Origin of the sequence: Microbacterium aurugineum (assembly GCF_023101205.1) — a bacterium.
GTDB classification, from domain to species: Bacteria; Actinomycetota; Actinomycetes; order Actinomycetales; family Microbacteriaceae; genus Microbacterium; species Microbacterium aurugineum.
This window is the reverse complement of the sequence record NZ_CP078078.1, coordinates 2,501,835-2,513,672: the sequence shown is the minus strand read 5'-3', so window position 1 is coordinate 2,513,672 and position 11,838 is coordinate 2,501,835. Positions and strand designations below refer to the sequence as shown.

At 69.0% G+C, this 11,838-nt stretch carries 8 protein-coding genes; 6 read left to right on the top strand and 2 right to left on the bottom strand.

Annotated elements, in window-relative coordinates; all coding sequences use genetic code 11:
* Positions 1 to 122: 122 nt before the first annotated feature.
* The 5 genes from KV397_RS12080 to KV397_RS12060 all read left to right on the top strand — a co-directional run bounded on the left by KV397_RS12080 (position 123) and on the right by KV397_RS12060 (position 7,136).
* Positions 123 to 1,643 (top strand): DNA-3-methyladenine glycosylase 2 family protein, encoded by a 1,521-nt coding sequence (locus KV397_RS12080; protein ID WP_261811365.1) that lies wholly within the window; start codon positions 123 to 125, stop codon positions 1,641 to 1,643.
* Positions 1,640 to 2,137, top strand: coding sequence for a methylated-DNA--[protein]-cysteine S-methyltransferase (locus KV397_RS12075; protein ID WP_261811364.1), 498 nt, complete (start codon positions 1,640 to 1,642; stop codon positions 2,135 to 2,137). Before KV397_RS12080 ends, KV397_RS12075 begins: the two co-directional genes overlap by 4 nt.
* A gap of 319 nt (positions 2,138 to 2,456) precedes the next feature.
* Positions 2,457 to 4,388 (top strand): ABC transporter ATP-binding protein, encoded by a 1,932-nt coding sequence (locus KV397_RS12070; protein ID WP_131492481.1) that lies wholly within the window; start codon positions 2,457 to 2,459, stop codon positions 4,386 to 4,388.
* Complete coding sequence (locus tag KV397_RS12065; protein ID WP_261811363.1) at positions 4,385 to 6,199, top strand: ABC transporter ATP-binding protein; 1,815 nt, start codon at positions 4,385 to 4,387, stop codon at positions 6,197 to 6,199. Before KV397_RS12070 ends, KV397_RS12065 begins: the two co-directional genes overlap by 4 nt.
* A 121-nt stretch (positions 6,200 to 6,320) precedes the next feature.
* Positions 6,321 to 7,136: a hypothetical protein gene (locus tag KV397_RS12060; protein ID WP_261811362.1), complete on the top strand. Its 816-nt coding sequence runs from the start codon at positions 6,321 to 6,323 to the stop codon at positions 7,134 to 7,136.
* 102 nt (positions 7,137 to 7,238) lie between these two features.
* Here the strand turns inward: KV397_RS12060 and KV397_RS12055 are convergent, their stop codons facing one another.
* The gene (locus KV397_RS12055; RefSeq protein ID WP_131492478.1) at positions 7,239 to 7,697 is read right to left on the bottom strand and encodes a GNAT family N-acetyltransferase; all 459 of its coding nucleotides are present in this window, start codon (positions 7,695 to 7,697) and stop codon (positions 7,239 to 7,241) included.
* A 177-nt stretch (positions 7,698 to 7,874) separates the two neighbouring features.
* On the opposite strand from KV397_RS12055, the gene KV397_RS12050 reads away from it, so the two are divergent.
* Complete coding sequence (locus KV397_RS12050) at positions 7,875 to 10,094, top strand: NADP-dependent isocitrate dehydrogenase (protein WP_134353193.1); 2,220 nt, start codon at positions 7,875 to 7,877, stop codon at positions 10,092 to 10,094.
* A 230-nt stretch (positions 10,095 to 10,324) separates the two neighbouring features.
* Here KV397_RS12050 and KV397_RS12045 read toward each other — a convergent pair whose 3' ends face one another.
* Positions 10,325 to 11,821, bottom strand: a complete 1,497-nt coding sequence (locus KV397_RS12045) for a L,D-transpeptidase family protein (protein ID WP_261811361.1) — start codon at positions 11,819 to 11,821, stop codon at positions 10,325 to 10,327.
* Between the last annotated feature and the right edge of the window lie 17 nt (positions 11,822 to 11,838).

Below are 11,838 nucleotides of genomic sequence, written 5' to 3'. Positions count from 1 at the left end.
CCGCCTGTCGACGTGTGCAGGCGGGGGTCCCGGCGGTGCGCGGGGGTCTCGGCGCAAGAGCGTTCCACAGCCATGTCCGATTTCCGCCAGTCGAGGTCGGTGGGTCGTGACAGGGTGGAGGCATGAGCTTCCCCGTGACCGACTTCGACGAGCGCTATCGTGCGATCAGCGCCCGAGACACCCGCTTCGACGGGCAGTTCGTCACGGCCGTGCGCTCGACCGGGATCTACTGTCGTCCGAGCTGCCCCGCACGCACGCCCCGACCGCAGAACGTGACGTTCTATCCGACCAGTGCAGCTGCACACGAAGCGGGCTATCGCGCGTGCAAGAGGTGCCTGCCCGAAGCTGCTCCCGGATCACCGGACTGGAACCTGCGCGGCGACACCGCGGCACGGGCGATGCGGCTGATCTCCGACGGTGTCGTGGAACGGGAGGGCGTCCCCGGTTTGGCCGCGCGTCTCGGATACTCGAGCAGGCACCTCACCCGTCTGCTCAGCGCCGAACTGGGGGCCGGGCCTCTGGCCCTCGCGAGGGCGCATCGCGCGCACACGGCGCGGATGCTGCTGGTCGGCACCGACATGCCGATCTCCGATGTGGCCTTCTCGGCAGGCTTCGCCAGCATCCGGCAGTGCAACGAGACGATCCGTGAGGTGTTCGACCTCACCCCCGGCGAGCTCCGCGCACGACGCCGGACGCCGGCCACGTCGACCCCGGGGGCGATCGACCTCGTGCTGCCGTACCGTGGTCCGCTCGACGCGAGCGGCATCTTCGCGTGGATGGCGGCGCGCGCGGTGCCCGGCGTCGAAGCGGTCTCCGAGGCGTCGTTCTCCCGGCACCTGCGCTTGGCCGGAGGTGCGGCCTGGTTCGAGGTGCGGCAGGATCAGCGATCGGGCGTGCATCTGCGTGCTCGGGTGGCCCGGCTTGGGGACCTGGCACCGCTGGTCTCGACCGTACGTCGCCTCTTCGACCTCGACGCCGATCCGCTGGCGATCGATCAGGCGCTGTCCGCACATCCCGAGCTCGCCCCGCTCGTGGCCCGCACACCGGGCATCCGGGTGCCTGGATCGGCCGACCCCCATGAGATGCTCATCCGCGCCATGATCGGGCAGCAGATCACCGTGGTCGCCGCCCGCACGGCGCTGACGGCGCTGACCGAGGCCCTGGGGGAGCGGACCGACGACGGGCTGCTGTTCCCGACCATGGCGGCCATCGCGGAGCACGGCGCCGAGGTGCTCCGTGGCCCGGCCGCGCGCATCCGGGCGATCACGGGTGCTGCCGCCGCCCTCGCCGACGGCTCGCTCACCCTCACGGTCGGTGACGACGGTCCGATGCAGCGGGAGCGGCTCCTGGCGCTGCCCGGCATCGGACCCTGGACGGCCGACTACGTGCGCATGCGGGTTCTCGGTGACCCCGACATCCTTCTTCCCGGCGATGTCGCGTTGCGGGCGGGCGCGGCGGCCTCCGGCATCCCCGGAGAGGCGCGGGCGCTCACCGCCTGGGCGGAGCGCGCCGCTCCCTGGCGCAGCTACCTCAGCGCACACCTCTGGCGCGCCGCGCCGGTGCGCCCGGCGAGGACCCGGCGTGCGGCACCCCCGACGCGTCCCCCTCGCACCGATCACACGACCTCGAAGGAGACCTCATGACCGCTCTCATCCAGACCATCGACACCCCGGACGGGGCCTTCACGATCCTCACCGACGACCGGCAGCGCGTGCTCGCCTCCGGGTGGACCTCCGATGTCGAGGCGATCCTCGGGCGGCTCTCGGCGGCGAACCGTCCCGTGCACGTGCGCGAGGGCGAGACCGATGCGGCAGCCGCGGCGCGGGCCTACTACGGCGGCGATCTGTCGGCGATCGACACGGTCGCGGTCGCGCAGACCGGCACCGCGCTCCAACTCGCGGGATGGTCGGCTCTGCGTGCGATCGAACCCGGCGCTCCGCTCACCTACACCGGCTTCGCTGCGCGGCTCGGCAATCCGAACGCCGTCCGGGCGGCGGCGTCGATCTGCGCACGCAACGCCCCGGCGCTCTTCGTGCCGTGCCACCGGGTGCTGCGGACGGACGGCAGTCTCGGCGGATTCGCCTGGGGACTGAGCGTGAAGGAGAGCCTGCTGGCGCGGGAGTCGATCGGCGGGTGAGTCGACCGCGGTCCCGGGATCGTCCCGATTCGTCGAACCTCCCTCGACGAATCGGGAATGACTCTTGCTTTCAGCTGGTTCACAGCAATAGGCTGGTGGGCTGTCGCGCCGACCGGACGACACCGCCGAGCCCTGAGGAGGACACCATGACATCGATCGCCACCGCGCGGATCGCAGCTCTCGGCTCGAACCCGGCACGGCCGCTCCTCTAGCGCCGCCCCGCTCCCTTTCTTCCGCACCGGATGCCGGACTCCAGGAGTCCGCTCTCGCATCCGACCCCATTCGCACTCGCTTTCCATACGAAACTCATCTGAGAGACATGTCCTCCTCGCCTTCCGCGCAGAACTCCTCGCCTTCCTCCACTCTTTCCACCCCGGCTGCACTGTGGCGCCTGAAGCCCTTCGTGAAGCCCGTCATCTGGCGGCTCGCCGGCGGTGCCGCCAGTGCGCTCATCGCCGCGCTCATCGCCCTGATGATCCCGATCGTCCTCGAACAGATCATCTCCGGCCCGGTCCGGTCGGGAGAGATCAGCGCGATCGTCTGGGGCGCCGCGGCCGTCTTCGCGCTCGCCCTCGGCGAAGCGCTGATGGTCTGGCTGCGTCGTCAGTTCGTGCTCAATCCCTCGACCGAGGTCGAGTACAAGATGCGCACCGAGCTCTACTCGCGCCTGCAGACCCTTCCGGTGTCGTTCCACGACCGCTGGGGCTCCGGCCAGCTGCTCAGCCGCATGATGCAGGACATCGGTCTCATCCGCCGTTGGCTCGCCTTCGGGCTGGTCCTGCTCGTCGTCAACGTGCTCACGATCATCATCGGTTCGATCCTGCTGTTCCGGTGGCACTGGCTGCTCGGTGCGATCTTCCTGGTGACCGCGATCCCGCTGTGGATCCGCGGCTACCTGTTCGAGAAGCGCTACGGCGCCCTGACCCGTCGCAGCCAGGATCAGGCCGGCGATCTCGCGACCAGCGTCGAGGAGAGCGTGCACGGCATCCGTGTGCTGAAGGCGTTCGGGCGCGGAAAGCATGCGCTCAGCCGTTTCAGCCGCCAGGCCGAGACGCTCCGCGAGACCGAGATGAGCAAGGCCGGCGCGATCGCGTCGATCTGGTTCTGGCTCGACCTCATGCCGCAGATCGCGTTCGGTCTCAGCCTGATGTCCGGGATCTGGCTGATCTCGCAGGGGCAGATCGATGAGGCTCAGCTGTTCGCCTTCTTCGCGATGGCCGTCGTGCTGCGCTGGCCCATCGAGTCGATCGGCTTCCTGTTCTCGTTCATGCTCGACGCCCGCACGGCCACCGATCGCGTGTTCGACATCTTCTCCGAGACCAACACCATCACCGACCCGGAGAACCCGGTGCACATCGCGCATCCGCGCGGAGAGCTCGCGTTCGAGAACGCGCACTTCCGCTACCAGGACGCCGGTTCGCACGAGCGGGATCTGCTCGACGGTATCGACCTGGTCCTGCGTCCCGGGGAGACCATGGCGCTGGTCGGGCTCACCGGCAGCGGGAAGACCACGCTCACCACGCTCCCGACGCGTCTGTACGACGTGACCGGGGGAAGGGTCACGCTCGACGGCGTCGATGTGCGAGACCTCCCGCTCGCCGAGCTCCGCCAGCACATCGCCATGGCGTTCGAGGACGCGACGCTGTTCTCGGCGACCGTCCGCGAGAACGTGCTGCTCGGCCGCGCCGAACTCGACGTGCACAGCGAAGAGGGGGAGCGGGTGCTCCGCGAAGCCCTCGAGGTCGCTCAAGCGTCGTTCGTCGATGCGCTCCCCGAGGGCGTCGAGACCGTGATCGGTGAGGAGGGGCTCAGCCTCTCCGGTGGTCAGCGTCAGCGGCTGGCCCTCGCCCGCGCGGTGGCGGCGAAGCCGAAGGTGCTGGTGCTGGACGACCCGCTGTCGGCGCTCGACGTCGACACCGAGGCGCTCGTGGAGGAGGCGCTCCGGCACGTCCTCGCCGACACCACGGCCCTGATCGTCGCGCACCGCCCGTCGACGGTGGCACTCGCGGACCGGGTCGCCCTGCTCGAGGGTGGGCGCGTGACCGCGGTCGGCACCCACTCCGAGCTTCTGAAGACGAGCCGGCACTATCGGCATGTCATCTCCAGCCTGGAAGCGGAGGAGGCGGCGCGGACCGGAGCGATCCCGATCATCCGTGACGAGCAGCTCGCGGTCGCCGAAGAGGTCCGTGAGGGACTCGCGAAGCAGGCCGCGGACGAAGACCCGATCATCGAGAAGGAGGTGCAGCGATGAGCTCCGCCATCACCGGAACCCAGAACGAGGACCGTTCCGAGTACACCCGCGAGGAGAGCAAGGAGATCCGTCGTCGGTCCCTCCGACTGCTCGGTTCCCTGGTCCGCCCGCTGAAGCTGCAGATCGTGCTGGCCGCTGCGGTGCTGATCGTCTCGACCGCGCTGCAGGTCGCCGGACCGATCCTGATCAGCATCGGGCTCGACCGTGCGCTGCCGGCCGCGGTGAAGCAGGCCGACTGGATGCCGACCTTCATGATCGGCGGCATCTACCTGCTCGCCGGAGCGCTGGCCGCGGTGCTGATCGCCTGGTACGTGATCATCGCCGCCAAGCTCACCCAGGCGGTGCTGCTCGATCTGCGCAAGCGCATCTTCCTGCACACTCAGCGCCTGAGCCTGGAGTTCCACGAGTCCTACACGTCCGGCCGCATCATCTCGCGCCAGACCAGTGACCTGGACTCGATCAAGGAACTCCTCGACGGTGGACTGAACGAGCTCGTCTCGGGCGTGCTGTTCGGTGTGTTCACGTTCATCGCCCTCTGCATCTGGGACTGGCAGTCGGGATTGATCCTCGCGATCGGCGGCGTGCCGCTGTTCTACCTGATGCGCTGGTTCTACTCGCGCTCGCAGCTCGCCTACCGCGAGTCGCGCGTGATCAGCGCGAAGGTCATCGTGCAGTTCGTCGAGACCATGACCGGTATCCGGGCCGTGAAGGCCTTCCGCAAGGAGCCGCGCAACGACAAAGCGTTCCAGGAGATCGCGGGCGACTACCGCGATGTGAACCGTCGATCGATGCTGCTGTTCGGGACGTTCGAGCCCGGGCTGATGGGCGTCGCCGCGCTGGTCCTCGGCATCGTGGTGCTCTGGGGTGGGATCCGTGTCTCCGAAGGCGCACTCACGGTGGGCGTGCTGCTGTCGGCGGTGCTCTACGTGCGCAACTTCTTCGCGCCGATGCAGGAGATCGCGATGTTCCTGAACTCCTACCAGTCGGCGACGGCTGCGCTGGAGAAGGTGTCGGGTGTGCTCGAAGAGGTGCCGACGGTGCCGGACCCCGAGAAGCCGGTCGACCTCTGGGAGTCCCGCGGCCACATCCGGTTCGACGAGGTGACCTTCGGCTACAACGGCGAGAAGACGATCCTCCCGAACTTCTCGCTCGACATCCCCGCCGGCGAGACGATCGCTCTGGTGGGCACGACGGGCGCGGGCAAGTCGACGCTCGCGAAACTGATCTCGCGGTTCTACGACCCCTCGGAAGGACGCGTCACACTCGACGGAGTGGACCTGCGCTCGCTGCACCCGAAGGACCTCCGCCGCGCGATCGTGATGGTCACGCAGGAGGCCTACCTGTTCAGCGGCACGGTCGCCGACAACATCGCCCTCGGCAAGCCGGATGCCTCGCTCGAGGAGATCCGTGCGGCGGCGAAGGCCGTCGGGGCGGACGAGTTCATCTCGTCGCTTCCAGACGGGTACGGCACCGATGTGAACAAGCGCGGTGGACGGGTCTCTGCGGGACAGCGACAGCTCATCTCGTTCGCGAGGGCGTTCCTGGCCGACCCGGCGGTGCTGATCCTCGATGAGGCGACGGCATCGCTGGACATCCCGTCGGAGCGTCTCATCCAGGACGCGCTGCAGACGCTGCTCAAGGACCGCACGGCGATCATCATCGCGCACCGACTCTCGACCGTCGCGATCGCCGATCGGGTGCTGGTGATGGAGCACGGGAAGATCATCGAGGACGACAGTCCCGAGGCGCTGATCGGAGGCACGGGCAAGTTCGCCCAGCTGCATGCAGCGTGGCAGGGCACACTGGTCTGATGATGTCGTCGCTTCCTCCGCTGCGGACCCGGGCACGCCCCGGGCCCGCAGCGGAGGAGGTCCGTCTCGGAGCCTCCGCGCAAGGGGTTCGGCGGACGCGCAGGCTCGGTAGCATCGAATCATGGACCCGTTGCTGCTCGCCGCCGAGTGGTGGTGGCTCGCGCCGACCGCGGCCGCGGCAGGAACGGTCGGCTGGATCGGCCTGCGCAGGCGGAGCACCATGAGCGGGCGGCGCCTCGAGGTCGATGCGGCGCGGCACGACCTCCGGATGGCCCAGGCTGCACTCGTCGAGAGGCGCGCGGCGCTCAAGGTCGCCCGCGCCGATCATGCCAGGGTCGTGGCGGAGCGCGCGGCGCGGCGGGCGTCCCCCGATCAGGTCGCTAGTTCCCGACGCATGCTGCGTGACGTCGAGCGCGACACCAAAGCGTGTGCGGCCGACGTCAAGGCCAAGCAGGCGAGGCTCCACGCCGCAAGAGCCGCTGTTCCCGCGGCTTCCGCTCCCCGTCCCCTCGACCGGTTGCGCTCCACGCATGATGCGGTGGTCGCCCGGTGGATGGTCTATGAGACCGACCCCGCGCGCCAGATCGCCTATCCCGAGATGACCGACGTCAAGCAGCCGGCGACGGTCGCGTATCTGCGTGCGTCGGAGCGGGCGAGCGAGCTCCGACGCGGGCTCGGGGATCGGCCGACACCCGCCGAGTACGCCGCGTACCGGGATGCGGTGGCGGCGCTCGCGAGTGCCTTCGAGGTCGCCGAGCACGCGGCCCGGGTCAAGGCGGGAGAGGTGCCGGCGGCGCCCGCGTGGCAGGACGCGGCTCAGGATGCCATCGCTCGTTCGACCGAGGCGATCGAACGAGCGGCGGCCTCTGCGGCTTCGGCGCTGACCAACTGGGCCTCGCGAGGGCGCCGAGGAGACCCGCCCCGCAGCGATCGCTGACCACGCGAGGCGCACGCGGCCCCGAAGGTGCGTGGGAGCGGTCCCGCAGCCGAGGGCGACGAGGTCTCGATGGGGGAGGGGATTCGAGACCCCGCCGCCGGTCTAGGGTGTGACTCGGATCTCGGCGATGACCTCGCCGTAGGCGGTCTCGCCGACGGGCGTGAACCCGACGCGGTGGAAGAACGTCTCCGGACCGCCCTCTCCGGCCTCGTAGATCACGTTGACGTGGTCGACACCACGTGCGCGGGCTTCGTCGATGAGGGACTCGACCGCATACCGGCCGACGCCGCGTCCCTGATCGTCGGCGTCCACGTTGATGCGCCACAGCACGGAGCGGAAGTGCTCCTCCGGCGCTTCGTCGTCGAAGTTCGCGCTGACGAAGCCGACGACCTCGTTGCGGTCGAGGATCACCCGCTGCCAGGACGTCTTCGGATTGATGACCGTGGCCGCGATCCCGTACGAGACGGGAGCGAGGAACTGCTCCTGTCCGGGCTTGAGCGACAGGTTGTTCACGGCGACGATCGTCGCAGCGGAGAGTTCGACCATGCGCAGTTCGGACATGCACCCAGGCTAACCCCTCCGGCGCGGAGGCACACGTCCCCGCGGAACATTTCACTTCGGCGTGCTCGCGCGTCGTGCCCAGGGAGGCGTCGCCGGGACCGGTCCGGCCACGCGGTCAGAGCCACTCAGGTATCTTGGTGTCGAGACAAATTGACTATCAGAGCGGAGAACCACCTGGTGACCGACGACGCCATCATCTACACGCACACGGACGAAGCGCCGGCGCTCGCCACCGCCTCGTTCCTGCCGATCATCCAGGCCTACACCGGCCAGGCAGGCATCGAGGTCGAGACTCGCGACATCTCGCTGGCAGGACGCATCCTCGCTGCCTTCCCCCAGAAGCTCTCGCCGGAGCAGCAGGTCGGCGATGCGCTCGCGGAACTGGGCGGACTCGCCACGCTCCCCGAGGCGAACATCATCAAGCTGCCGAACATCTCGGCGTCCATTCCCCAGCTCAAGGGCGCGATCGCCGAGCTGCAGGCGCAGGGCTACGACATCCCGGACTTCCCGGACGAGCCGTCGTCGCTCGAGGAGAAGGACGTCCGGGCCCGCTACGACCGCATCAAGGGCTCCGCCGTGAACCCGGTGCTGCGTGAGGGCAACAGTGACCGCCGCGCTCCTCTCGCGGTGAAGAACTACGCGAAGAAGCACCCGCACCGCAACAAGCCGTTCGCTGCGGGATCGAAGACCCGTGTCGCGACCCTCGGCCACGACGACTTCAAGCACAACGAGCGTTCCTGGGTCGCGGCCCACGACGACGTGCTCAGCTTCCGTCACACCGCGGAGGACGGCACGGTCACGGTGCTCAAGGAAGGACTCAAGGTCCTGCCGCGCGAGATCATCGACGCGACTTTCCTCTCAGCCACGGAGCTCGACGCGTTCCTCGCCGACACTCTGGCGGCCGCGAAGGCCGACGACGTGCTCTACTCGGTGCACCTCAAGGCCACCATGATGAAGGTCAGCGACCCGATCATCTTCGGTCACGTGGTGCGGGCCTTCTTCGCCGACGTGTTTGCGCAGTACGGCGATCAGCTCGCCGCTGCCGGGCTCAGCGCGAACGACGGCCTCGGATCGATCCTCAGCGGACTCGCGAACGTCGCGGGGGGCGAAGAGATCGCCGCGGCCTTCGACAAGGCCATCGCCGAGGGGCCCCGCCTCTCGTACGTGAACTCCGACAAGGGCATCACGAACCTGCACGTGCCGAGCGATGTGATCGTCGACGCGTCGATGCCCGCGCTCGTCCGCAACGGCGGCAAGCTCTGGGGCAAGGACGGGGAAGAGGCGGACACTCTCGCCGTCATCCCCGACTCCTCCTACGCGAGCGTCTACCAGGCCGTGATCGACGACGTGATCGCCAACGGTCCGCTCGACCCCGCCACGATCGGCACCGTTCCCAACGTGGGGCTGATGGCGCAGGCGGCCGAGGAGTACGGCAGCCACGACAAGACCTTCGAGATCGCGGCGGACGGTATCGTCCAGGTGCTCGACAGTGAGGGCACCGTCGTCATCGAGCACACGGTCGGCAAGGGCGACATCTGGCGCGCGACGCAGACCAAGCACATCCCGGTGATGGACTGGGTCCGACTCGCGGTCTCGCGTGCCCGTGCCACCGGCGACCCCGCGGTGTTCTGGCTCGACGCCAACCGCTCGCACGACGCGCAGATCATCGCCAAGGTGCACCAGGGGCTCGCGACGCTCGACACCAAGGGGCTGACGATCACGATCCTCGCGCCCGAGGAAGCCACGCGCTACACGCTCGCGCGCATGCGCCACGGCCTGGACACCATCTCGGTGACGGGCAACGTGCTGCGCGACTACCTGACCGACCTGTTCCCGATCCTCGAGGTCGGCACGAGCGCCAAGATGCTCTCGATCGTGCCGCTCCTCGCCGGCGGTGGACTGTTCGAGACGGGGGCGGGAGGCTCCGCACCCAAGCACGTGCAGCAGCTGGTGGAGGAGAACTACCTGCGCTGGGACTCGCTGGGCGAGTTCTTCGCGTTGGCCGCCTCGCTCGAGCACTTCGCTGACCGTACGGGCAACGAGAAGGCGCGGGTGCTGGCCGAGACCCTCGACGCCGCGACCGGAACCTTCCTCGAAGAGGACCGTTCGCCGGGACGCGCGCTCGGAACGATCGACAATCGCGGGAGCCACTTCTACCTGGGCCTGTACTGGGCGCAGGAGCTCGCGAAGCAGACGAAGGACCCCGAACTCGCTGCGGCCTTCGCCCCGATCGCCGCGACGCTCACCGAGAACGAGGAGAAGATCGTCTCCGAGCTCAACGCGGTGCAGGGCGCGCGGGTGGAGATCGGCGGCTACTACCGTCCGGATGACGCCCTCGTGTCCGCTGTCATGCGCCCGTCCGTGACGCTGAACGGCATCGTCGACGCCCTGCGTTGATCCACGGGAAAGGGGGCGGATGCGTCGGCATCCGCCCCCTTTCCCGTCCCAGCTCCCTTCCGGATGCATGATCCCCGACCACACGCATGACCCGGTCCGGGGGCGGGGTCATGCAGGTGTGGTTCGGCCATGCATCTGCGCGGCCGGCGCGCACAAGGCTGGCGGGGGCTGAGGAGGCACAGGCGTACCGTGCGGATCAGCGGTGCGTGCGGATCAGGGGTGCGTGCGGATCAGTAGTAGACGGAGATCTCGAGGCCCTCGGGGGACCAGTCGTAGACGTACTTGGCCAGATCGATCGGCAGGTTGACGCAGCCGTGGCTCATCCGCTGACCGAAGTTGTTGTGCCAGTAGGTGCCGTGGAAGCCGATGTTCGGGGCGAACCAGGTGATCCACGGCACGTCTTCCGTGCAGTAGGGTGCGCCCTCGAAGCAACCCATGTCCTGCATCGCCGTGTGCGCGAACACCCGGAAGTTGCCCGCCGGGGTCAGGGTGCCCGGAAGACCGGTGGAGACGGCCCAGGACTTGACGACCTCGTCGTTCTCGAAGAGGTACGTGCGCTGCTGGCTCAGGTTGATCTCGATACGACGGAAGAGGTTGACCGTCTCGAATGCGGTCTCGGTGACCGTGAGCTTGTAGACGCCGTCGCCCGCGGCGAGCTGCTGAGCGAACTCCGCCGCGACGTCTGAGGTGTCACCGAGCGCGCGGCCTGCGACGCCCTCCCGCTCGGCGCGGAGCACGGTGCCGCCGGAGTCGACGATGTTCGTGGCGTTGACCGGAGCGCGGTCGACGAGTCCGGGAAGCGTGTCGACGGTCGCCTGGATGGTCGCGGGGTCGGCCTCGATGCGCAGCTGGCCGTCTTCATCGATCACGGTGAGCCAGCTGGCGGCGACTGCCGGCGCGACGGGGACGGTGCGTTCGTCGCCCACGTAGAAGCCGACGGTCGAGAGCATGGTGTTGAGGGAGGCGGCCGTGGCCGTGGCGTCGTCGTCGGAGACGGCGGGCAGGGCTTCAGCAGGACCACCCGGGTAGTCGAACGTCGTGCTCCCGCCGGCGACCGCGTCGGCGAAGGCGGCATTGAGATCGTCGACATCGATTCCGGTGCCGGCCTCGGACGGGGTGATGACGTAGGTGCCGGCGGCCGCGTCGAACACGACACCGGCGTCCACCGGGTCGTCGAAGCTCGTCGGGACGGCGCTGCGCAGCGCCGCGGACGCGGTGTCGGCATCGAGGGTGATCTCGCCCGGGACGGGATCGCCCATCCACATGCCGAGATTCCAGAGCGGACGCTCTGCGAAAGCGGTATCGGCGAGCGCGGTGGCGTCGACCGTGGCGCCGAGGTCTGCGCCGGTGAGCACGGTGTCTTCTCCCGCACCCGTCAGGGTGACCTCGGTCTGAGCGATCTGCGTGCTGACGGCCTCGGCGGCAGCGCCCGGCGTCATCCAGCCGACCGGCACTCCGGCGACGGTGGTGCCCGGTGCGATGAGGACCAGGGATGCGGCGCCTGCGCCCAGAGCGACGGCGCCGAGACCGATCCCGATCCAGAGGCCGAGGTGCCGCTTCTTGGGGGCCGGTTCGATCGGAGCCCAGGCCAGCGGCTGCTCGCCGGTGGTGGGCGGCACCGTGTCGGTCGGCGCGTCTGCCGGCGTGAGCACGGCCGTCGAGGCGGAGTGGTCGCCGTGCGCCTCGGCTGCGCCCGGCGCAGAAATCAGATCGGTCACGAACTTCACCCCCCGGTTCTCAAACG

What these genes read in the sequence shown, in the direction of transcription:
- KV397_RS12080 (WP_261811365.1), top strand. Translation starts at nt 123, where the DNA reads ATGAGCTTCCCCGTGACCGACTTCGACGAGCGCTATCGTGCGATCAGC.
- KV397_RS12075 (WP_261811364.1), top strand. Translation starts at nt 1,640, where the DNA reads ATGACCGCTCTCATCCAGACCATCGACACCCCGGACGGGGCCTTCACG.
- KV397_RS12070 (WP_131492481.1), top strand. Translation starts at nt 2,457, where the DNA reads ATGTCCTCCTCGCCTTCCGCGCAGAACTCCTCGCCTTCCTCCACTCTT.
- KV397_RS12065 (WP_261811363.1), top strand. Translation starts at nt 4,385, where the DNA reads ATGAGCTCCGCCATCACCGGAACCCAGAACGAGGACCGTTCCGAGTAC.
- KV397_RS12060 (WP_261811362.1), top strand. Translation starts at nt 6,321, where the DNA reads ATGGACCCGTTGCTGCTCGCCGCCGAGTGGTGGTGGCTCGCGCCGACC.
- KV397_RS12055 (WP_131492478.1), bottom strand. Translation starts at nt 7,697, where the DNA reads ATGTCCGAACTGCGCATGGTCGAACTCTCCGCTGCGACGATCGTCGCC.